General features: G+C 60.4%; 21 protein-coding genes. 17 read left to right on the top strand and 4 right to left on the bottom strand.

Annotated elements, in window-relative coordinates:
* Nucleotides 1-50: 50 nt before the first annotated feature.
* The 4 genes from ABID12_RS04965 to ABID12_RS04980 form a co-directional block, all read right to left on the bottom strand.
* Nucleotides 51-947 carry a transglutaminase family protein gene (locus ABID12_RS04965; RefSeq protein ID WP_354433597.1) on the bottom strand — a complete coding sequence of 299 codons (897 nt, stop codon included), beginning with the start codon at nucleotides 945-947 and terminating at the stop codon, nucleotides 51-53.
* A 6-nt stretch (nucleotides 948-953) separates the two neighbouring features.
* Nucleotides 954-3,350, bottom strand: a complete 2,397-nt coding sequence (locus ABID12_RS04970; RefSeq protein ID WP_354433598.1) for a circularly permuted type 2 ATP-grasp protein — start codon at nucleotides 3,348-3,350, stop codon at nucleotides 954-956.
* Nucleotides 3,351-3,514: 164 nt separating this feature from the next.
* The gene (locus ABID12_RS04975) at nucleotides 3,515-6,844 is read right to left on the bottom strand and encodes a transglutaminase family protein (protein ID WP_354433360.1); all 3,330 of its coding nucleotides are present in this window, start codon (nucleotides 6,842-6,844) and stop codon (nucleotides 3,515-3,517) included.
* A 198-nt stretch (nucleotides 6,845-7,042) separates the two neighbouring features.
* Nucleotides 7,043-7,333, bottom strand: a complete 291-nt coding sequence (locus tag ABID12_RS04980; RefSeq protein ID WP_354433361.1) for a transcriptional regulator — start codon at nucleotides 7,331-7,333, stop codon at nucleotides 7,043-7,045.
* A gap of 202 nt (nucleotides 7,334-7,535) precedes the next feature.
* On the opposite strand from ABID12_RS04980, the gene ABID12_RS04985 reads away from it, so the two are divergent.
* The 17 genes from ABID12_RS04985 (at nucleotide 7,536) to rpsQ (ending at nucleotide 20,056) form a co-directional block, all read left to right on the top strand.
* Nucleotides 7,536-8,198, top strand: a complete 663-nt coding sequence (locus tag ABID12_RS04985) for a glycoside hydrolase domain-containing protein (protein ID WP_354433362.1) — start codon at nucleotides 7,536-7,538, stop codon at nucleotides 8,196-8,198.
* Nucleotides 8,199-8,357: 159 nt separating this feature from the next.
* Nucleotides 8,358-9,983 (top strand): ABC-F family ATP-binding cassette domain-containing protein, encoded by a 1,626-nt coding sequence (locus ABID12_RS04990; RefSeq protein ID WP_354433363.1) that lies wholly within the window; start codon nucleotides 8,358-8,360, stop codon nucleotides 9,981-9,983.
* A gap of 399 nt (nucleotides 9,984-10,382) precedes the next feature.
* On the top strand, nucleotides 10,383-10,754 hold the full coding sequence (gene rpsL, locus ABID12_RS04995) for a 30S ribosomal protein S12 (RefSeq protein WP_018065617.1): 372 nt from the start codon (nucleotides 10,383-10,385) through the stop codon (nucleotides 10,752-10,754).
* Nucleotides 10,755-10,828: 74 nt separating this feature from the next.
* Nucleotides 10,829-11,299, top strand: coding sequence for a 30S ribosomal protein S7 (rpsG, locus tag ABID12_RS05000; protein ID WP_106310313.1), 471 nt, complete (start codon nucleotides 10,829-10,831; stop codon nucleotides 11,297-11,299).
* A 27-nt stretch (nucleotides 11,300-11,326) separates the two neighbouring features.
* Nucleotides 11,327-13,426, top strand: a complete 2,100-nt coding sequence (fusA, locus tag ABID12_RS05005; RefSeq protein ID WP_354433364.1) for an elongation factor G — start codon at nucleotides 11,327-11,329, stop codon at nucleotides 13,424-13,426.
* 69 nt (nucleotides 13,427-13,495) lie between these two features.
* Nucleotides 13,496-14,671: an elongation factor Tu gene (gene tuf, locus ABID12_RS05010; RefSeq protein ID WP_354433365.1), complete on the top strand. Its 1,176-nt coding sequence runs from the start codon at nucleotides 13,496-13,498 to the stop codon at nucleotides 14,669-14,671.
* Nucleotides 14,672-14,820: 149 nt separating this feature from the next.
* The gene (rpsJ, locus tag ABID12_RS05015; RefSeq protein WP_018065614.1) at nucleotides 14,821-15,129 is read left to right on the top strand and encodes a 30S ribosomal protein S10; all 309 of its coding nucleotides are present in this window, start codon (nucleotides 14,821-14,823) and stop codon (nucleotides 15,127-15,129) included.
* Nucleotides 15,130-15,258: 129 nt separating this feature from the next.
* Nucleotides 15,259-15,954 carry a 50S ribosomal protein L3 gene (rplC, locus tag ABID12_RS05020; protein ID WP_106313018.1) on the top strand — a complete coding sequence of 232 codons (696 nt, stop codon included), beginning with the start codon at nucleotides 15,259-15,261 and terminating at the stop codon, nucleotides 15,952-15,954.
* Nucleotides 15,954-16,574 carry a 50S ribosomal protein L4 gene (rplD, locus tag ABID12_RS05025; protein ID WP_106313021.1) on the top strand — a complete coding sequence of 207 codons (621 nt, stop codon included), beginning with the start codon at nucleotides 15,954-15,956 and terminating at the stop codon, nucleotides 16,572-16,574. Before rplC ends, rplD begins: the two co-directional genes overlap by 1 nt.
* On the top strand, nucleotides 16,571-16,864 hold the full coding sequence (locus ABID12_RS05030) for a 50S ribosomal protein L23 (protein WP_106313024.1): 294 nt from the start codon (nucleotides 16,571-16,573) through the stop codon (nucleotides 16,862-16,864). The genes rplD and ABID12_RS05030 overlap by 4 nt, the downstream gene beginning before the upstream one ends.
* A 41-nt stretch (nucleotides 16,865-16,905) precedes the next feature.
* Entirely contained in the window at nucleotides 16,906-17,742 is an 837-nt protein-coding gene (rplB, locus tag ABID12_RS05035) for a 50S ribosomal protein L2 (protein ID WP_319517350.1), read from the top strand.
* A gap of 15 nt (nucleotides 17,743-17,757) precedes the next feature.
* Nucleotides 17,758-18,036, top strand: coding sequence for a 30S ribosomal protein S19 (gene rpsS / locus ABID12_RS05040; protein WP_024708105.1), 279 nt, complete (start codon nucleotides 17,758-17,760; stop codon nucleotides 18,034-18,036).
* A gap of 2 nt (nucleotides 18,037-18,038) precedes the next feature.
* The gene (gene rplV, locus ABID12_RS05045; protein WP_106313030.1) at nucleotides 18,039-18,422 is read left to right on the top strand and encodes a 50S ribosomal protein L22; all 384 of its coding nucleotides are present in this window, start codon (nucleotides 18,039-18,041) and stop codon (nucleotides 18,420-18,422) included.
* Entirely contained in the window at nucleotides 18,422-19,135 is a 714-nt protein-coding gene (gene rpsC / locus ABID12_RS05050; protein ID WP_319517349.1) for a 30S ribosomal protein S3, read from the top strand. The genes rplV and rpsC overlap by 1 nt, the downstream gene beginning before the upstream one ends.
* Before the next feature lie 36 nt (nucleotides 19,136-19,171).
* On the top strand, nucleotides 19,172-19,585 hold the full coding sequence (gene rplP, locus ABID12_RS05055; protein WP_106313035.1) for a 50S ribosomal protein L16: 414 nt from the start codon (nucleotides 19,172-19,174) through the stop codon (nucleotides 19,583-19,585).
* 12 nt (nucleotides 19,586-19,597) lie between these two features.
* Nucleotides 19,598-19,798, top strand: coding sequence for a 50S ribosomal protein L29 (gene rpmC, locus ABID12_RS05060; RefSeq protein WP_024708101.1), 201 nt, complete (start codon nucleotides 19,598-19,600; stop codon nucleotides 19,796-19,798).
* A 21-nt stretch (nucleotides 19,799-19,819) separates the two neighbouring features.
* Nucleotides 19,820-20,056: a 30S ribosomal protein S17 gene (gene rpsQ / locus ABID12_RS05065; protein ID WP_106313038.1), complete on the top strand. Its 237-nt coding sequence runs from the start codon at nucleotides 19,820-19,822 to the stop codon at nucleotides 20,054-20,056.
* Nucleotides 20,057-20,339 lie beyond the last annotated feature (283 nt).

The raw sequence follows: 20,339 nt of genomic DNA on the forward strand, positions 1-20,339 counted from the left end.
GCTGTCTGCCGCAGGGGCGAAAGCCCCCGGGGCAGCAGTCGACGGTGATATCAGGATACGGCCGGGGTTCCCTGAACCGGGATCACGTCGACGGCCTGGGTTGCCTGATGTTCGCCATAGGTTTTCATCACGCCTAAAACCGGGGCGACATCGGCATAATCGCGCCCGTAACCGACGACGATATGATCGGCGCCGGCTTCCATGTTGTTGGTCGGATCGAATTCCACCCAGCCGGTGGCGCGGCCACACCAGACACGCACCCAGGCGTGCATGGCGTCGGCGCCTTCAAGACGCGGCTTGCCCGGCGGGGGGATGGTGCGCAGATACCCGCTGACATAACCGGCCGGAATGCCGATCATCCGGAGCGCCGAAATCATGACATGGGAAAAATCCTGGCAAACGCCACGGCGCATTGCGAAGGCTTCCGCGGGCGTGCTGTCGACGGTTGTCGCTTCGCCGTCATAGGCGAAATCCTCGAAAATCCGGGTGCAAACGGCCTTTGCGATAGCGTAGACGCTGTCGTCGGGCGAAGCCATCTCACGGCCATAGGCGCCGATGATGCGGTCGGGCGGGATGCGCGGGCTCGGGCCGAGGAAGTGGTGCGGTGAATCGCGGTCCAGATCGAGCACACCGCCATATTCGCGTTTCAGTTCGGAAAGCGTGGTCGCGAAGCCGAGCATGGTGCGCGGCGTTTCGACATTGACGCGGGCCTTCATCATGATCGCAAAGCGCTGATGCGGCGGGTTGACCAGCGTGGCGATTGCGGGGTGACCGAAGAAATCGGTGAAACCGCGTTCCTCGTCAGGCCCAGGATCAAACTTGACATGGCCGGCGATCAGCCGCTGGCGTCCGCCGATCGAAAGCGGCATGACGCGGCTGATATGACGCGCATAGGAGGCCGGCGTGTCATAGTGATATTCCATCTTGAGGGAGAGGTCGTAGAGCATCATCCCTCACAGATAACTTTGCGCCAGACAGTCGGACAGCGTTTCGAAATCGCGCTCCAGCGCTGCGTAGTAATCGCTGGAAACGGAATCGGCGGTCATCACCGCAAGGCCGGACTGTACCCGCATGGTTTCACGATGCAGCGGCGACATGGAGGCAGGGTATGCCTGGTCGGGCAGTTTCTTGACCTCTGCCAGAATCTGGTCGAGCTGGAACAGCACCGAACGCGGGTTCTGCGGATCGAGCGCCAGAAGGTCGGTGATCGTCAGCGGGTCGGTATAGACATTGTAGTGACGGCGGTGAGTCATCACATTGTCGCTGATCTCGAGCAGCATATCGAGCGCGCCGTCGGGGGCATCCTCACCCGCAAGCTCGCCCAAAAGCCGGGTCATGTGCAGGCCGCGTTCCAGATAGCGGCCGATGGACAGGAACCGCCAGCCGGTGGAGCGGTACATGTTTTCGTGCACCAGACCGGCAAAGCCCGCCAGCTTGCGCAACAGCACGGTCACGGCATGGGCCGCATCATCACCCGGATTGACACGGTCGACGAAACGCCGTGCCGTCTTGGAAAGATCGTTCAGCGCCAGCCAGCCATCGGGTGAGAAGCGGTCGCGGATATTGCCGGCGGAATAGACGGCGCTGTCGATATCGCGCAGCAGGCTCGGGGGCAGGGCGGCTTCGGAAAGATCGAGCCCGATCTGGTCGAGATAGGCTTCCACCCGCGTCAGCAGCGCCTGTCCGCGATCGTCCACCTCGGCAAAGCGCCCGTGCCAGGCGCGCAGGATGCGCAGATTGCCTTCCGCGCGCTCGATATAGCGGCCAAGCCAGAACAGGTTGTCGGCCGCCCGGCTGGGCAGGTTCGACGGCTTGTTGCGCGGGACGCGGCTTTCGCGCGTCAAAAGCGTCGGCTTGCCCACAGGCGTCTGGCTGACAACCCAGACATCGGCCGCCCGCCCGCCGGATTGCATGGCGATGGCCGCAACATCGTCCGAAGAGCCGATGCGCGCGAAACCGCCCGGCATCAGCTTCCAGCCATCGCGGGTGCGCGCGGCGAAAACGCGCAACGAGAAGGGATGCGGCGTCAGCTTGCCGTCGACAAAGGCGGGTGCGGTGGAAAGCTTGACGGCTTCCTGTCCCACAAGCCAGGGACCGCGCTTGTCAAGCCAGCGGGCAACCGCGCCGGGTCTGCGTTCACGCAGCCGCTCACCGGTAAAGGACTGCCCGGAATCGTCGAAGAACGGCATGCGCGAATAGGCCGGGCCGATCAGCATCTGGTCGAGGTTTTCGGCCACATGATGGCGTTCGTTTTCCTGTCCGCACCACCATGTGGCAATTGACGGGATCTTCAGATCCTCATTCAGGAGATGGCGGGAAAGCGCTGGCAGGAAGGCCAGAAAAGCGCGGGTCTCCACCATGCCGGAGCCGAGCGCGTTGACCATGGTGAGGTTGCCCGCGCGAATGGCGCCGACGAGACCCGGCGTGCCGATGCGCGAATTCTGGTTGAGCTCCAGCGGATCGGTAAAGCTGGCGTCCAGACGCCGCCACAGCACGCTGACGGGCATGGGACCGGCCACCGTGCGCACCATCACCCGGTCGTTGACCACGATCAGGTCCTCGCCTTCCAGAAGCGAGATGCCGAGATAGCGGGCGATATAGGCGTGTTCGTAATAGGTCTCGTTGGCCGGCCCCGGCGTCAGCACGCCGATACGGCCCTCATTGCCGGCGGGGTCGCCCTGCAGCGCATCGCGGAACGCGCCGAAGAAGGTCGCAACGCGGCGCACATGCATGTCGCCGTAAATGCCGGAAAAGGCGCGCGAGGCGGCAACCCGGTTTTCCAGCGCAAACCCTGCGCCGGAAGGGGCCTGGGCACGGTCTGCCAGAACCCACCATTTGCCGTCCGGCCCGCGCCCGACTTCGAAGGAGACGAAGTGGAGATAATGGCCGCCGGGCGGATCGATGCCGACAAGCGGGCGCAGAAACTCGCTGTTGGAGGCAACAAGGGCGGGCGGGATGAAGCCTTCGGAAACGAGCCGGTTTTCACCGTAGAAATCCGCCATCATCGCCTCGAGCAGGTCGGCGCGCTGCTTCAGGCCGTCGGCAAGCTCCTGCCATTCATTGTCGTCGATGATCACCGGGATATGGGAGAACGGCCAGGCGCGGGTGTCATCCTGTCCGTCATAGGCGCGGTAGAACACGCCGGCGTCGCGCAGATAGCGGTCGGCGCGGGCAAAGCGTTCGGACAGTTCGCCGGCAGTCATGCCCGAAAGCGCATTGACGAAGGGCTGCCACACAGGCCGCACCTTGCCCTCGGCGTCGACCATCTCGTCGGGCACGTCGGACAGGGGCACATAGTCCCGGGCATTCCAGGCGATGGCGGGTTCCGCCTCGTGGTCCTCGTCAGCCATATGCTTTTCGGCGGAAGTGTCCGCCTTCGGTTCTGCCATCTGCAGCGCTTCCTGCCGCCCGCATCACAAGAGAGCCTGTTCACACGAAATGCGGGCAGGTGTCCCCTCTCAGTCGTCGTTCTAGTGGATGCGGGCGGTTTTTCTTGCCGCCCGCCGCCGAAATTCTAAAGCCCGGCCGGCCGCCTCAGGTCGAGCGTCAGCGGAAATTCCGCATTCGGCGCGTCATCAAAGGCGGCATAGTGCCCGGCGGTGTGCCCTGACGGCTCGAATCGCGCCAGACGTCGTGCTTCCGCCTCATTGCTGTTGACCGGGAAGGTTTCATAATTCCGCCCGCCGGGATGCGCAACATGGTAGATGCAGCCGCCCACCGATCTTGCAGACCATGTGTCGTAAATGTCAAATGTCAGGGGCGAATTGACCGGTAGCAGCGGATGCAGGCCGGCTGCCGGCTGCCACGCCTTGAAGCGCACGCCGGCGACCGAGATGCCGGATTTTTCCGTCGGCTTGAGCGGCACCTTGCGGCCGTTGCAGGTGACGATATAGCGCTCCGGCGCATTGCTTTCCAGAAGCACTTGAAGCCGCTCGACGGAGGAATCGACATAGCGCACCGTGCCGCCGATGGCGCCGTGTTCGCCCATCACATGCCAGGGTTCGAGCGCCTGACGCAATTCCAGCCGGTTGCCTTCATATTCGACCTCGCCGAAGAAGGGGAAGCGGAACTGCAACTGCGCTTCGAACCATTCCGGCCGGAATTCCAGCCCGTTTTCCTTCAGGTCCTGCAGCACGCCCATAAAATCCTGCCAGACATAATGCGGCAGCATGAACCGGTCGGCCAGCGCCGTGCCCCAGCGGATGAACTTGCCCTCGACCGGGTTTTTCCAGAACCGCGCCAGAAGCGCACGCACCAGCAATTGCTGGGCAAGGCTCATGCGGGCGTTCGGCGGCATTTCGAAGCCGCGGAATTCGACAAGGCCGAGCCGGCCGGTCGGCCCGTCGGGCGAAAACAGCTTGTCGATGCAGATTTCGGCCCGGTGGGTGTTGCCGGTGACATCGATCAGCAGATTGCGGAACAGCCGGTCGGTGACCCAGGGCAGCGGCGGGGCAAAGCCCGATTGCGGATGCGGGATCTGCGAAATCGCCGTTTCCAGCTCGTAGAGCCCGTCATGGCGTGCTTCATCGATGCGCGGCGCCTGGCTGGTCGGGCCGATGAACAGGCCGGAAAACAGATAGGACAGCGAGGGGTGGCGCTGCCAGTGGAGCACCACGCTTTTCAAAAGGTCCGGCCGCCGCAGGAACGGGCTGTTGCCGGGGTTGGCGCCGCCGACCACCACATGATTGCCGCCGCCGGTGCCGGTATGGCGACCATCGATCAGGAACTTGTCTGCGCCGAGCCGGGTCTGGCGGGCCTCTTCGTAAAGCGTGGTGGTGGTTTCCACGCATTCCCGCCAGTTGGAGGCGGGGTGGACATTGACCTCAATGACGCCGGGATCGGGCGCGACCCGAATAACATTCAGCCGCTCGTCGTCCGGCGGTGCGTAGCCTTCGATATGAACCGGAAGCCCCAGTTTTTCCGCAGCGCGCTCGGTGGAGGCGATCAGGTCGAGATATTCCTCCAGCGTTTCGAGCGGCGGCATGAAGACGCAAAGCCGTCCGTCGCGGGGCTCCACCGAAAGCGCGGTGCGCACGGCGCCGCCAATGGCCGGCCCGGGCATGCGCTGCGGTGTCTGCGGGTTTTCCTCAAACGGCGTGAACTGGGTTTCCGGCAGCGGGCGTCCCTCGTCGATCCGGTAATCGGGCAGGGGATCGCGTCTGACCGACGGATCGCGCGGATTGATGAAGGGATATTGCGATTCCGGTATCCAGGCGAGTGAATCGAGCGGCAGGCGGAAACCAACGGGGCTGTCGCCGGGAATGAGGAAGATGCGGCCGCGCCGGGTTTTCCATTTCTCCGATACCCATCTGACGCCCGATGCCCGGCCCTGCCAGGCCTGAACCGGGAGAATATAGCCGGCCGGTTTCGTCAGGCCGCGTTCGAACACGCGGGTGATGCGGGCGCGGTCCTCGGCGTTTTTCAGCTTCGGGTTCGACGGGTCGACATTTTCGGGCAGGTTGCCCTCGCGGAGCAGCCATTCGGCGGGGTCTTCAAAGGCGGGCGCGACGTGATCGGGATCGATATCCAGCTCCGCGGCAATCGCCTGCATCAGCGCGCCGGCATCGTTTTCATCGGCGGATGTGTCGGTATGTTCCTCGGCGATCAGGTCCTGATTGTTCCAGACCGGCAGTTCATCCTTGCGCCAGTAGAGTGAAAACGTCCATCGCGGCAGGCTTTCGCCCGGATACCACTTGCCCTGGCCGTAATGCAGGAAGCCGCCCGGCGCGAAGCGTTCGCGCAGACGGCGGATCAGGTTATCGGCAAGGCCGCGCTTGGTGGGGCCGACAGCGCCGGTGTTCCATTCGTCGGCCTCGAAATCGTCGATGGAAACGAAGGTCGGCTCGCCGCCCATGGTCAGCCGCATGTCGGTTTCCTCGATCAGCCTGTCGACCTTGTCGCCGAGCGTATTGAGGGCCTCCCAGCTTTCGTCGGAAAACGGCTTGGTGATGCGCGGGTGTTCGGCCACGCGGGTGATCGACATGTCGAAATCGAAGCTGGTTTCCGCCTTGCCGGAATAACCGCCGGTGATCGGCGCGGCATTGCGGTAATGCGGGGTTGCCGCCAGCGGAATGTGGCTTTCGCCGGTCAGCAGGCCGGAGGTGGGGTCAAGGCCGATCCAGCCCGCGCCCGGCAGGAAAACTTCCGTCCAGGCGTGGAGGTCGGTGAAATCGTGATCGGTGCCCGACGGGCCGTCGAGCGCCTTCAGGTCCGGCTCAAGCTGGATCAGATAGCCGGAGACGAACCGGGCGGCAAGACCCATATTGCGCAGCACCTGCACCAGCAGCCAGGCGCTGTCGCGACACGAGCCGGAAGCGCGCTCCAGCGTTTCCTCCGGCGTCTGCACGCCCGGCTCCATGCGGATGATGTAATTGACGTCATGCTGCAGGCGGGCATTGATGCCGACAATCATGTCGACCGTGCCCTGGCCGGGCGAAAGGTCGAGCTTGTCCATGAACGCCTTCAGCCGCGGGCCCATCGGTTCCGGCTTCAGATAGATCGACAGATCCTCGCGGATCGCCTCGTCATAGTCGAACGGATATTTGGTCGCCTGCTCCTCGACGAAGAAGTCGAAGGGATTGTAGACCGTCATGTCGGCGACCAGATCGACCTCGATCTTGAACTCGGTGACCGGCTCGGGAAACACGAAACGGGCCTGGTAATTGCCGTAGGGGTCCTGCTGAAGATTGACGAAGTGGTTCTCCGGCGTGACCTTCAGCGAATGCGAGATGACTTTTGTCTTGGAATGAGCCGCCGGCTTCAGCCTGATGATCTGCGGTCCGAGATTGACGGGATTGTCGTATTTATAATGGGTAAGGTGATAAATCGCTGCTTTGATTGACATCTGCGTCCTTGCCGGCCGTGAAAGACATTTCCCGCCTGCGCCGAAAACGTCCTTTCATGTTCCCCTGTTCTTTTGCAGGGAAGTTTGGGCAAAGCTTGGCGATAAAGCAAGCAAGATCACGCGCCTGGCGTGAAATTCAGGACGGATGCGATACCGGCAGCATGCAGCGTTTCCGGAAGCCGTCTGGAGGCGGTCAGTCTATCCGCCGAGCTTGATGATCGCGACTTCGCCTTCCAGTGCCGTCTGGTAGGCCGAGGCATGCGGTTCTTCGTCGGGGATTTCGGTGATCATGCCGATCTGGTCGAGGTCGGCTTCCGAATAGCCTTCATTGGCCAGCGCGTTCAGCGTGTTGCGCACGGCGGTGTCCTCGTCGGGGGCGGCGATGATCACGTGAACCTCGGCATCGCCGTTCCATTCGTGATAAACCTTGCCGGTGATGATGAAGACCATGCGCTCGCCGTCGCTGGTATAGCCGGGAATGGCAATCATGACTGATCCTTTCGTTTGTTCCGTCCCTCTCATATAGCGGCCGCGCCGACAAGCCGTTCTGCAGGGAAAGAGCGCTCTTCAGGCCGACAGCCTGCGCCAGGACTGTGTTGCGATGCAACTGTTGGGTTTTAACTTTGGTTGCGATTGTCGTTATTTAGTATATTATAAGTTGCGTTTATGAGTCCGGTAGGGACGGTGACCCATGCACAAGATCATTGATACACCTTGGGATACGACTTCATATATCTCTCAGCTGAAAAGCGGCGGTGTCGAGACCGTCATCCGTTACTATAATCATGAAAATTCCGAAAGCCTGCCTGAAAAGCAGCTTGGCGGCAGCGAAGCCGCGGCGCTTGATGCGGCCGGACTTTCGCTCGCGGTGATCTTCGAGCAGGATGGCGGCGCTGGCGGACAGATCGGCGATCTCGATGCCACTGCGGGAAAGAGCGATGCCGCCCAGGCGCTGGCGCTGGCAAAAACACTTGGCCAGCCTCATGGCTCGGCGATCTATTTCTCCGTGGATTATGACTATTATCAGCAGAGCGATCTCAACCGGATCGCGCCCTATTTCGCCGCCGTCGCCGCTGCGCTCAAGGGGCTGTTCCGGGTCGGGGTCTATGGTTCGGGTACGGTCTGCACGGCGATGCAGGATGCCGGCCATGCCGAACTGATCTGGCTTGCCGGCTCCACAGGATGGTCCGGTACACAGCAGGTGCTTTCAACGGATCGCTGGGCGCTGTTCCAGAGCGAAATGAATATCAGCGACCCGCTGCCGCATGACGGAAACAGCGCTTCATCGTCCTTTCCGAATTTCGGTCAGTTCACGCTTGGCGGCGCATCGCACGGCGAACCCTTGCTGGCGTGATGCCGGATAACGCGCTTTTTCGCGTCACGCCTTGCCTTGAAAAAGCCCGGCGCTGGCGTTATCTCTCATGTTCGGAAAGCAAACCAACCGGAGTGTATCGCAAAATGATTTCTCACCTGAAGACAGCAAACGCACTGGCTTTACGGGAGAACTCTTTTTATGCACGCCACCATCACACTTTCCGGCCTGTCCTTCACCACCGCTGACGGGCACTTCATTTTCGACAATATCGATGCTGTCTTCGGACCGGGGCTGACCGGGCTTGTCGGGCGCAATGGCGTCGGCAAGACGACGCTGCTGAAGCTGATCGCCGGCCGGATCACGCCGACCTCCGGAGCGGTTTCGGTTGCTGGCCGGCTGGCGCTCTTCGATCAGACGGTTTCCCCGAAAGCGGGAGAGACGCTTGCCGACTGCTTCGCGATCCGCGCCATGCTGGAGATGATCGAGGCGGCAAGCCAGGGCAGGGCAAGCGTCGAGACCATGGACCGGATCGACTGGCTCGCCGAAGAAAAGGCTGCCACGGCTTTATCCCGGTTTGATATCGCCTATCCGCTGACGACCCCGCTTTCGCTGCTTTCCGGCGGCGAACTGACACGCGCGCGGCTTGCGGCTCTCATTTATGATGCGCCGGACTTTATCCTGCTCGACGAGCCGACCAATAATCTCGATGCCGCCGGGCGTAGCTATCTCCTGGATTTCCTCCACTGCTGGCGTGGCGGCGCGCTCGTCGTCAGCCATGACCGGGAGTTGCTGGAGGCGATGACGGAAATCGTCGAGCTCACCAGTCTGGGCATGACGCGCTATGGCGGCAATTTCAGCTTCTATGAACGGGAAAAGGCGGCTGAGCTGGCAAATCGCGAAAAGCGCCTCGGCGAAGCGGAGCGGGAGGTGCGGCAGGCTTCCGCTGCCGCGCGCCAGCGGGCCGAGCGCAAGGCCCGCTCCGATGCCAAGGGTCGCAAAGTGCGCAAGCGCCGCGATATGCCGAAAATGGTGCTCGATGGCATGAAGTCTCAGGCCGAGGCGACAGAAGCCCGGCAAAAGGCGCTGAAAGACCGGGAGGCCGAAAAGGCGACCGAGGCGTTGGCAGAGGCACGGTCGCATCTTGAGGTGATCGCGCCGTTTTCGATCACGCTGCCGCCCTCGGGCTGCGCTGCCGGGCGCCGGGTGCTCAGAGCCGACCGCCTTGCCGGCGGCTATGATGTCGACGCGCCGCTCTTCCGCGATCTTTCCTTCGAAATGATCGGGCCCGAGCGCGTGGCGATTGAAGGGAGGAATGGCGCCGGCAAATCGACGCTTGTGTGCACCCTGACAGGCCGGCTTGAGCCGATTGCCGGAACGGCGGAGATCGCGGTGCCGTTTGCGTTGCTCGACCAGACGGTCTCGCTTCTTGATGGCGCGGAAAGCGTTCGCGACAATTTCAGACGCATCAACCCGGATGATGACGAGAATGCCTGCAGGGCGGCGCTGGCGCGGTTTCGCTTCCGCGCCGATGACGCGCTGAAGCGGGTCGCGGATCTGAGCGGCGGCGAATTGCTGAGGGCCGGCCTTGCCGCTGCCATCGGCGGCAGCCGCCCGGCGCAGCTTCTTGTCCTCGACGAGCCGACCAACAATCTCGATCTGGAAAGCCTGGCGACGCTGGAGGCGGGACTCAATGCCTATGACGGCGCGCTGCTTGTCATCAGCCACGATCCGGTGTTTCTGGGGAGAATCGGTATTAATACACAGATCGTGCTTTTCGGCGGCGGCACGGTCGGACGACATAATATTGCGTCTGACCCGGCTTGAAATGCGTCAAAATTGCCTGAAGCGGCGGGTCCGGCCGAAAAGCCATGCCGGCAAGCCCCGAGATTCAACAATTTCGGGGCTGTGGACTTGACGGCGTTAACCGAAATGAGTATGTCGGCGCCAACAGAACCCATGTGAGGCATGGCCGTTCGGGAAGCCTAATGTCCCGGAGTTCACCTCAGACTAGGTTCTCATACAGCACGTTGAAGATCAAATGCTGCACGCATGACGCGGCAAGGCGCCTGTGTCCTCTGCTTTAAGGTCCATCTGCCGGGAAGGCGGGTCGGGCCGTGCTTGTGCGCATATAGGCGCTGAATGTGCTTTTGTTCGCCGGTGACGGCATTGAATTGAAATGCCCCATAAGGGCGACGAGACACGAAATTCTAAAGGGATGGGTATATGCCTACCGTAAACCAACTGATCCGCAAGCCGCGCCAGCCTCAGGTCAAGCGGAACAAGGTTCCCGCGCTGGAACAGAACCCGCAGAAGCGCGGCGTTTGCACCCGCGTCTACACCACGACGCCGAAGAAGCCGAACTCGGCTCTGCGTAAGGTTGCCAAGATTCGTCTGACCAATGGCTTTGAAGTCATCGGCTACATTCCGGGTGAAGGTCATAACCTTCAGGAGCACTCCGTCGTCATGATCCGCGGCGGCCGCGTGAAGGACTTGCCGGGTGTTCGTTACCACATCATCCGTGGTGTTCTGGATACCCAGGGCGTCAAGAATCGTAAGCAGCGTCGTTCGAAGTACGGTGCGAAGCGTCCGAAGTAATTCGGTTTTCATTTTTCTGGCGCTGCGCGAGGTTCTCCGCGTTTTAAGTGCCGCAACTGTTGAGAGACAAAAGTATGTCACGACGCCATAGTGCAGAAAAGCGTGAGATCAATCCGGATCCCAAGTTCGGTGATCTGGTGATCAGCAAGTTCATGAATGCCATCATGCTTCATGGCAAGAAGTCGGTCGCCGAATCGATCGTCTATGGTGCGCTCGACGCGGTCGAGGGCAAGATGAAGCAGGACCCGATCGAGGTCTTTCATCAGGCGCTCGAAAACGTTGCGCCGCATGTTGAGGTTCGTTCCCGCCGTGTTGGTGGTGCAACCTACCAGGTTCCGGTCGACGTCCGTCCCGAGCGCCGTCAGGCTCTCGCGATCCGCTGGTTGATCGCTGCTGCCCGCAAGCGTAACGAAACCACCATGATCGAGCGCCTGTCCGGCGAGCTCATGGACGCTGCGAGCAACCGCGGTTCTGCTGTCAAGAAGCGTGAAGACACGCACAAGATGGCCGACGCCAACCGCGCATTCTCCCATTACCGCTGGTAATACAGATACGAGGGAAGGCCTAACATCATGGCTCGCGAATATAAAATCGAAGATTACCGTAATTTCGGTATCATGGCGCACATCGACGCTGGCAAGACCACGACGACCGAGCGCATCCTCTTCTACACCGGCAAATCGCACAAGATCGGTGAAGTTCACGACGGCGCAGCCACGATGGACTGGATGGAGCAGGAGCAGGAACGTGGTATCACGATCACGTCCGCTGCGACCACGACCTTCTGGGAGGGCCGTGACGGCAAGAAGCGTCGCTTCAACATCATCGACACCCCCGGACACGTTGACTTCACCATCGAAGTTGAGCGTTCGCTCCGCGTGCTCGACGGTGCTGTTGCCCTTCTCGACGCCAATGCAGGCGTTGAGCCGCAGACGGAAACCGTCTGGCGTCAGGCTGACAAGTACAACGTTCCGCGGATGATCTTCTGCAACAAGATGGACAAGATCGGCGCCGACTTCTATCGCTCGGTTGAAATGGTCAAGTCCCGTCTCGGTGCGATCCCGGTTGTCATCCAGCTGCCGATCGGCGCTGAAAACGACTTTGCCGGCGTGATCGACCTGATCGAGATGAAGGCGCTTGTCTGGGACGGTGAGCACCTCGGCGCTCAGTGGGATATCACCGATATTCCTGCCGACATGAAGGAAAAGGCCGAAGAGTGGCGCGAAACGATGATCGAAACGATCGTCGAAGTCGATGAAGCTGCGATGGAAGCCTATCTGGAAGGCGAAATGCCCTCCAACGACAAGATCCGCGAGCTTATCCGCAAGGGTACCATCGGCGTTCAGTTCTACCCGATGCTGTGCGGTTCGGCCTTTAAGAACAAGGGCGTTCAGCCGCTGCTCGACGCTGTTGTAGACTTCCTGCCGTCGCCGATCGACATCGAATCCATCAAGGGTATCGACGTCAAGACCGAGGCCGACATCGCGCGTCATGCCGATGACAACGAGCCGCTTTCCATGCTGGCGTTCAAGATCATGAACGACCCCTTCGTCGGTTCGCTGACGTTCTGCCGTGTCTATTCGGGCACGATCGAAAAGGGTTCGTCGGTGATGAACACGGTCAAGGAAAAGCGCGAACGCGTCGGTCGTATGCTTCAGATGCACTCGAACTCGCGTTCGGACATCGAGGTTGCTTACGCCGGTGACATCGTTGCACTGGCCGGCCTGAAGGAAACCACCACGGGTGACACGCTCTGCGATCCGCTGAAGCCTGTTATTCTTGAACGGATGGAATTCCCCGAGCCGGTTATCCGGATCGCCATCGAGCCGAAGACCAAGGCCGACCAGGAAAAGATGGGTATTGCTCTCAACCGTCTTGCTGCCGAAGACCCGTCCTTCCGCGTTTTCTCCGATGAGGAAAGCGGCCAGACGATCATCGCCGGCATGGGTGAGCTTCACCTCGACATTCTCGTCGACCGCATGAAGCGTGAGTTCAAGGTTGAGGCCAACGTCGGTGCGCCGCAGGTTGCCTACCGCGAAACCATCACCCAGGCACACGAAGAAGATTACACCCACAAGAAGCAGTCGGGTGGTTCGGGTCAGTTCGCCCGGGTCAAGATCATCTTCGAACCCAACCCGGATGGCGAAGATTTCGTCTTCGAATCCAAGATCGTCGGCGGTTCTGTTCCGAAGGAATACATTCCCGGTGTTCAGAAGGGTATCGAAAGCGTTCTGTCGTCCGGTCCGCTGGCCGGCTTCCCGATGCTCGGCATCAAGGCCACCCTCATCGACGGTGCCTACCACGATGTCGACTCCTCGGTTCTCGCCTTTGAAATCGCCTCGCGCGCCTGCTTCCGTGAAGCTGCCCGCAAGGCCGGTGCCCAGCTCCTCGAACCGGTCATGAAGGTCGAGGTTGTGACGCCGGAAGATTATGTTGGCGACGTCATCGGCGATCTGAACTCCCGCCGTGGCCAGATCCAGGGCCAGGAGCCGCGCGGCAATGCGACGGTTATCGACGCTCAGGTGCCGCTGGCCAACATGTTCAAATACGTCGATACGCTGCGCTCGATGTCGCAGGGCCGTGCCCAGTATTCGATGGTCTTTGATCACAACGCACCCGTGCCGTCGAATGTCGCACAGGAAATTCAGGCGAAGTATTCCGGTTCGAAGTAACCGGGATACACCCGTAACGCATAAATGAGATAACCCCGTCGCGGGGTCTGAAAAAAATAGGAGCCTAAAATGGCAAAGGCAAAGTTTGAGCGGAGCAAACCGCACGTCAACATCGGCACGATTGGTCACGTTGACCACGGCAAGACGACACTGACGGCTGCGATCACGAAGTTCTTTGGTGACTTCAAGGCGTATGACCAGATCGACGCAGCGCCGGAAGAACGCGCCCGCGGCATCACCATCTCGACGGCACACGTCGAGTATGAGACGGAAAAGCGCCACTACGCGCACGTCGACTGCCCCGGCCACGCCGACTATGTGAAGAACATGATCACCGGTGCTGCCCAGATGGACGGCGCGATCCTGGTGTGCTCGGCCGCCGACGGCCCGATGCCGCAGACCCGCGAGCACATCCTGCTTGCCCGTCAGGTTGGCGTTCCGGCCATCGTTGTCTTCCTCAACAAGGTTGACCAGGTCGACGACGAAGAGCTTCTCGAGCTCGTTGAAATGGAAGTTCGCGAGCTGCTGGATAGCTACGAGTTCCCCGGCGACGAAATCCCGATCATCAAGGGTTCGGCTCTGGTTGCTCTGGAAGATGGCGACAAGGCTATCGGCGAAGACGCGATCCGTTCGCTGATGGCTGCTGTTGACGACTACGTCCCGACGCCCGAGCGTCCGGTTGACCAGCCGTTCCTGATGCCGATCGAAGACGTTTTCTCGATCTCCGGCCGTGGTACGGTTGTGACCGGTCGTGTTGAGCGCGGCATCGTCAAGGTTGGCGAGGAAGTCGAGATCGTCGGCATCAAGGACACGCAGAAGACGACGGTTACCGGCGTTGAAATGTTCCGCAAGCTGCTCGACCAGGGCGAAGCCGGCGACAACATCGGCGCACTGATCCGTGGTGTTCAGCGCGACCAGGTTGAGCGTGGCCAGATTCTCTGCAAGCCCGGCTCGGTTACGCCGCACACGAAGTTCAAGGCAGAAGCCTACATCCTGACGAAGGATGAAGGTGGCCGTCACACGCCGTTCTTCACGAACTACCGTCCGCAGTTCTACTTCCGTACGACGGACGTGACCGGTGTTGTCACGCTGCCGGAAGGCACGGAAATGGTCATGCCGGGCGACAATGTTACGGTTGACGTCGAGCTGATCGTTCCGATCGCGATGGAAGAAAAGCTGCGTTTCGCTATCCGCGAAGGCGGCCGCACCGTCGGCGCCGGCATCGTGGCCGCTATCGTCGAGTAATCGACGCGCGACAGGCACTTTTGATTGAGGTAGGGACGGGGCAAAACCTGTCCCTACTTTTGAAGATTGAAGTGTGCGGTCGAAGTTCAATGAATGCGCCTGATCGATGACGAAAAGGCGGGAAGAAGAAGAAGACAAGGACGAGTCGCATGAACGGCCAGAATATCCGCATCCGCCTGAAGGCGTTTGATCACCGGATCCTTGATGCCTCCACGCGTGAGATCGTTTCCACGGCCAAGCGCACCGGTGCCAATGTACGCGGTCCGGTTCCGCTGCCGACCCGGATCGAGAAGTTCACGGTCAACCGTGGCCCGCATATCGACAAGAAGAGCCGCGAGCAGTTTGAAATGCGCACCCACAAGCGCCTGCTCGACATTGTCGATCCGACCCCCCAGACGGTCGATGCTCTGATGAAGCTCGATCTGGCTGCCGGCGTCGACGTAGAAATCAAGCTCTGATCTTTCAGGGTAGGGATAATTAAACGGGACCAATCGCTGTACGCGCTCCAGGGCGATGTGCATGACGTCCCAAACAGAGACACGCCAGGGCCGTAAGGGCTTGGCCGGAACTCTAAAAGGAACGAACCGATGCGTTCAGGTGTGATAGCACAAAAGGTGGGAATGACCCGCGTCTTCAATGACGCAGGAGAGCATATCCCGGTAACAGTTTTGCGAATGGACGGCTGCCAGGTCGTCGCAACGCGCACAAAAGAAAAAAACGGCTATACGGCAGTTCAGCTCGGTGCAGGTCGTTCGAAGGTCAAGAATACGTCGAAGGCTCTGCGCGGCCATTTCGCCGCCGGTTCGGTTGAGCCGAAGGCCAAGCTGGTCGAATTCCGCGTTTCCGAAGACAACCTGCTCGATGTTGGCGCCGAACTGACGGCCAGCCACTTCGTTTCGGGGCAGCTTGTCGACGTTACCGGCACCACCATCGGTAAGGGTTTTGCCGGTGCGATGAAGCGCCACAACTTCGGCGGCCTTCGCGCCACCCACGGTGTTTCGATCTCCCACCGTTCGCATGGTTCGACCGGTTCCAACCAGGATCCGGGCAAGGTCTGGAAGGGCAAGAAGATGGCCGGTCACATGGGCCAGACCCGTGTTACCACCCAGAACCTTGAAATTGTCCGCACCGATGAAGAGCGCGGTCTGATCCTCGTCAAGGGTGCCGTCCCCGGTTCCAAGGGCGCGTGGATTACGGTTCGCGATGCTGTGAAGTCCGGTGTTCCTGAAAATGCGCCGCGGCCGGCTGGCCTGCGTGCGGCTGAAGCCAATGGAGCCGAATAATGGATCTCACTGTAAAAACACTTGAAGGCAAGGATGCCGGCAAGCTCAGCCTGAAGGACGAGATCTTCGGCCTGGAGCCGCGCGAAGACATCCTCGCTCGCATGGTCCGCTATCAGCTCGCTGCAAAGCGTCAGGGCAGCCACAAGACCAAGAGCCGTTCGGAAGTCGCCCTCACGGGTGCCAAGATGTACAAGCAGAAGGGCACGGGTAACGCCCGCCACCACGCCAAGCGTGCGCCGCAGTTCCGCGGCGGTGGTCGTGCTCATGGTCCGGTCGTTCGCGATCACGGCCATGACCTGCCGAAGAAGCTGCGCGCTCTGGCGCTCAAGCATGCGCTGTCGTCCAAGGTGAAGGCTGAAGAGCTGATCATCGTTGACGATCTCGTTGCCAAGGAGGCCAAGACCAAGGCGCTGGTTGCACAGTTCGCCGGCCTCGGCCTGGATAGCGCTCTGATCATCGGCGGTTCGGAAGTCGACGGCAACTTCAAGCTTGCTGCCCGCAACATTCCGAATATCGATGTTCTGCCGGTTCAGGGCATCAATGTTTACGACATTCTGCGCCGCGGAAAGCTGGTGCTTTCCAAGTCCGCAGTCGAAGCTCTGGAGGAGCGGTTCAAATGAGCGATATCCGCCATTACGACGTGATCGTTTCGCCGGTCATCACTGAAAAGTCGACGCTGGTTTCGGATAACAACCAGGTTGTCTTCAACGTTGCCAAGGGCGCAAGCAAGCCTGAGATCAAGGCCGCCGTCGAAGAACTCTTCGGCGTCAAGGTCAAGGCCGTGAACACGCTGGTGCGCAAGGGCAAGATCAAGCGCTTCCGGAACTTCTCCGGCAAGCAGAAGGACGTCAAGAAGGCGATCGTCACGCTGGCTGAAGGTCAGTCCGTAGACGTGACGACCGGCGTTTGAAACAGGCCCGGTAGGGTAAAAACCCAATAGGGAATGAGAAAATGGCATTGAAAACATTCAATCCGACAACGCCGAGCCAGCGCCAACTGGTGATCGTCGAGCGTTCGGAGCTTTACAAGGGCAAGCCTGTCAAGGCCTTGACCCAGGGGCTGTCTTCCAAGGGCGGCCGCAACAACTACGGTCGTGTGACTGCACGCTTCCAGGGTGGCGGTCACAAGCGGACCTACCGCATGATCGACTTCAAGCGTCGTAAGCTTAATGTCGAGGGTACGGTCGAGCGTCTGGAATACGACCCGAACCGTTCGGCCTTTATCGCGCTCGTCAACTATTCCGACGGCGAACTGGCCTACATCCTGGCGCCGCAGCGGCTTGCTGTCGGCGACAAGGTCATGGCCTCCGACAAGGCAATCGACGTGAAGCCGGGCAACACCATGCCGCTTCAGTACATGCCGGTCGGCTCGATCGTGCACAACGTCGAGATGAAGCCGGGCAAGGGCGGTCAGATCGCCCGTTCGGCTGGCACCTATGTGCAGCTCGTCGGTCGTGACCAGGGCATGGCGATCCTTCGCCTGAACTCCGGTGAACAGCGTCTCGTTTCTGGCTCTTGCCTTGCGACCATCGGCGCTGTATCGAACCCCGACCATTCCAACACGAATGACGGCAAGGCCGGTCGTTCGCGCTGGCGGGGCAAGCGTCCGCATGTTCGCGGCGTTGTCATGAACCCGATCGACCACCCGCACGGTGGTGGTGAAGGCCGTACATCCGGTGGCCGTCATCCGGTCTCGCCCTGGGGCAAGCCCACCAAGGGCAAGCGCACGCGCAAGAACAAGTCGACTGACCGGTTCATCATGCGCTCGCGTCACCAGAAGAAGAAATAAGAGAGGTAGTCTGAAATGGCTCGTTCAGTATGGAAGGGACCGTTTGTTGACGGCTATCTTCTCAAGAAGGCTGAGAAGGTGCGTGAAGGCGGTCGCCACGAAGTGATCAAGATCTGGAGCCGTCGCTCCACGATCATGCCGCAGTTCGTTGGCCTGACCTTCGGCGTCTACAATGGTTCCAAGCACATTCCGGTCTCCGTGTCGGAAGAGATGGTCGGCCACAAGTTCGGTGAATTTGCACCGACCCGTACCTATTACGGTCACGGCGCCGACAAGAAGGCGAAGAGGAAGTAATAATGGGCAAGGCAAAAGCCGCACGCCGGCTCAAGGAAAACGAGGCGCAGGCTGTTACGCGCACGATCCGCGTCAGCCCGCAGAAGCTCAACCTCGTCGCCGCCATGATTCGCGGCAAGAAGGTTGACCGGGCGCTGGCCGATCTCGAATTCTCGCAGAAGCGGATTTCCGAGACCGTGCGCAAGACGCTGGAATCGGCCATCGCCAATGCTGAAAACAACCATGATCTCGACGTCGATTCGCTGATCGTCGCCGAGGCCTATGTCGGCAAGTCGATTGTCGCCAAGCGCTTCATGGTTCGTGGCCGCGGTCGCGCTTCGCGCATCCTGAAGCCGTTTTCGCATCTGACGATTGTCGTCCGTGAAGTCGAAGAGGAGGCCGCATAATGGGTCAGAAAATCAATCCGATCGGTTTCCGCCTCGGCATTAACCGCACCTGGGACAGCCGTTGGTTCGCTGACAATCACGAATACGGCAAGCTGCTTCATGAAGACCTGAAGATCCGCAGCTACATCCAGAAGGAACTGAAGCAGGCGGGTGTTTCCAAGGTCGTCATCGAGCGTCCGCACAAGAAGTGCCGCGTCACGATCCATTCGGCCCGTCCGGGGCTCATCATCGGCAAGAAGGGCGCTGACATCGAAAAGCTGCGCCGTCAGCTGTCGACGATGACCGACTCGGAAATGCACCTCAACATCGTTGAAGTGCGCAAGCCGGAAACCGACGCCACGCTGGTCGCACAGTCGATCGCTCAGCAGCTCGAACGCCGCATCGCCTTCCGCCGCGCCATGAAGCGCTCGGTTCAGTCGGCCATGCGTCTCGGCGCTGAAGGTATTCGTATCGTCTGCTCGGGCCGTCTTGGCGGCGCTGAAATCGCACGTACCGAATGGTATCGCGAAGGCCGGGTTCCGCTTCACACGCTGCGCGCCGATATCGACTACGGCACGGCTGAAGCTGAAACCGCATACGGCATCTGCGGCATCAAGGTCTGGGTCTTCAAGGGCGAAATCCTTGAGCACGATCCGATGGCCTCCGAGCGTCGCGCGACCGAGGGCGACAACAAGGGTAACAGCGGCAACAATCGCCGCCGCGAACACGCCTGATCTGGCGCTGTCCGCGAAGTTCGGAGATAGAAGAAAATGTTGCAGCCAAAGCGTACAAAGTACCGCAAGCAGTTCAAGGGGCGCATCCATGGCGTTGCCAAGGGCGGCAGCGATCTGGCTTTCGGTGAATATGGGCTGAAGGCGCAGGAACCCAACCGCGTCAATGCACGTGAGATCGAGGCGGCCCGCCGCGCGATTACCCGTCACATGAAGCGTGCCGGTCGTGTGTGGATCCGGATCTTCCCCGATACGCCGGTCACCTCCAAGCCGACCGAAGTGCGTATGGGTAAAGGTAAGGGCGGTGTCGATTACTGGGCGGCCCGGGTCAAGCCTGGCCGGATCATGTTCGAAATCGATGGTGTGAGCGAAGAGATTGCTCGTGAAGCCCTGCGCCTCGGCGCGGCCAAGCTTTCGGTCAAGACGCGCTTTATCCAGCGTATCGCAGAATAAGGAGTGGTACTGATGAAAACTTCTGACGTACACGCCATGACCGAAGACCAGCTCAAGGACGAGCTTGCCAAGCTGAAGAAGGAGCAGTTCAACCTGCGCTTCCAGAAGGCAACCGGACAGCTGGAAAAAACGGCGCGCATCAAGGAAGTGCGCCGCGACATCGCGCGTGTGAAGACCATTGCTGCCCAGAAGGCAGCAGCCGCCAAGGCTTGAGATTAAAGGACCGACAAGAAAATGCCTAAACGCATCCTGCAAGGCGTTGTCGTAAGCGACAAGAACGATAAAACGGTCGTAGTCCGGGTTGAGCGTCGTTTCGCCCACCCGCTGATGCAGAAGACTGTTCGCCGCTCGAAGAAGTACAAGGCGCATGACGCCGAAAACCAGTACAAGGTCGGAGATACCGTATTCATCGAAGAATGCGCTCCGGTTTCCAAGGACAAGCGCTGGACGGTCGTTTCCGCCCAGGCTTGACATCAAAATTGAGCAGCTATTTCGCCGGGCCCCTTGCGCTTTGGCGAAATATCTGTATGTAGCACGGCATTGAGATGCGGGGGCGTCCGGCAACGGGCGGCCTTTTCCGTAAGGGCTTTCCCCTTCAAAAGGGTGTTTTCGCCCCGAAAGACGCTACAACAAGACGCTCTGGCTCTTGCACACGGCGCGATTGTCCCGGAAAAAATCCTTTCCGGACGGCGCCGGCCTGAAAGTGCTGGACAGGAAATTCAGGCGACCGTCGGGTCTGGTCAAGGACAGGGCG

This window comes from Martelella mangrovi (genome assembly GCF_040545495.1).
Classification (GTDB): Bacteria; Pseudomonadota; Alphaproteobacteria; order Rhizobiales; family Rhizobiaceae; genus Martelella; species Martelella mangrovi.

What these genes read in the sequence shown, in the direction of transcription:
- ABID12_RS04990 (WP_354433363.1), top strand. Translation starts at nt 8,358, where the DNA reads ATGCACGCCACCATCACACTTTCCGGCCTGTCCTTCACCACCGCTGAC.
- rpsG (WP_106310313.1), top strand. Translation starts at nt 10,829, where the DNA reads ATGTCACGACGCCATAGTGCAGAAAAGCGTGAGATCAATCCGGATCCC.
- rplB (WP_319517350.1), top strand. Translation starts at nt 16,906, where the DNA reads ATGGCATTGAAAACATTCAATCCGACAACGCCGAGCCAGCGCCAACTG.
- rplV (WP_106313030.1), top strand. Translation starts at nt 18,039, where the DNA reads ATGGGCAAGGCAAAAGCCGCACGCCGGCTCAAGGAAAACGAGGCGCAG.
- rplC (WP_106313018.1), top strand. Translation starts at nt 15,259, where the DNA reads ATGCGTTCAGGTGTGATAGCACAAAAGGTGGGAATGACCCGCGTCTTC.
- ABID12_RS04965 (WP_354433597.1), bottom strand. Translation starts at nt 947, where the DNA reads ATGCTCTACGACCTCTCCCTCAAGATGGAATATCACTATGACACGCCG.
- rpsS (WP_024708105.1), top strand. Translation starts at nt 17,758, where the DNA reads ATGGCTCGTTCAGTATGGAAGGGACCGTTTGTTGACGGCTATCTTCTC.
- ABID12_RS04985 (WP_354433362.1), top strand. Translation starts at nt 7,536, where the DNA reads ATGCACAAGATCATTGATACACCTTGGGATACGACTTCATATATCTCT.
- rplD (WP_106313021.1), top strand. Translation starts at nt 15,954, where the DNA reads ATGGATCTCACTGTAAAAACACTTGAAGGCAAGGATGCCGGCAAGCTC.
- rpsQ (WP_106313038.1), top strand. Translation starts at nt 19,820, where the DNA reads ATGCCTAAACGCATCCTGCAAGGCGTTGTCGTAAGCGACAAGAACGAT.
- rplP (WP_106313035.1), top strand. Translation starts at nt 19,172, where the DNA reads ATGTTGCAGCCAAAGCGTACAAAGTACCGCAAGCAGTTCAAGGGGCGC.
- rpmC (WP_024708101.1), top strand. Translation starts at nt 19,598, where the DNA reads ATGAAAACTTCTGACGTACACGCCATGACCGAAGACCAGCTCAAGGAC.
- fusA (WP_354433364.1), top strand. Translation starts at nt 11,327, where the DNA reads ATGGCTCGCGAATATAAAATCGAAGATTACCGTAATTTCGGTATCATG.
- rpsC (WP_319517349.1), top strand. Translation starts at nt 18,422, where the DNA reads ATGGGTCAGAAAATCAATCCGATCGGTTTCCGCCTCGGCATTAACCGC.
- tuf (WP_354433365.1), top strand. Translation starts at nt 13,496, where the DNA reads ATGGCAAAGGCAAAGTTTGAGCGGAGCAAACCGCACGTCAACATCGGC.
- ABID12_RS04980 (WP_354433361.1), bottom strand. Translation starts at nt 7,333, where the DNA reads ATGATTGCCATTCCCGGCTATACCAGCGACGGCGAGCGCATGGTCTTC.
- rpsJ (WP_018065614.1), top strand. Translation starts at nt 14,821, where the DNA reads ATGAACGGCCAGAATATCCGCATCCGCCTGAAGGCGTTTGATCACCGG.
- ABID12_RS04970 (WP_354433598.1), bottom strand. Translation starts at nt 3,350, where the DNA reads ATGGCTGACGAGGACCACGAGGCGGAACCCGCCATCGCCTGGAATGCC.
- ABID12_RS04975 (WP_354433360.1), bottom strand. Translation starts at nt 6,844, where the DNA reads ATGTCAATCAAAGCAGCGATTTATCACCTTACCCATTATAAATACGAC.
- rpsL (WP_018065617.1), top strand. Translation starts at nt 10,383, where the DNA reads ATGCCTACCGTAAACCAACTGATCCGCAAGCCGCGCCAGCCTCAGGTC.
- ABID12_RS05030 (WP_106313024.1), top strand. Translation starts at nt 16,571, where the DNA reads ATGAGCGATATCCGCCATTACGACGTGATCGTTTCGCCGGTCATCACT.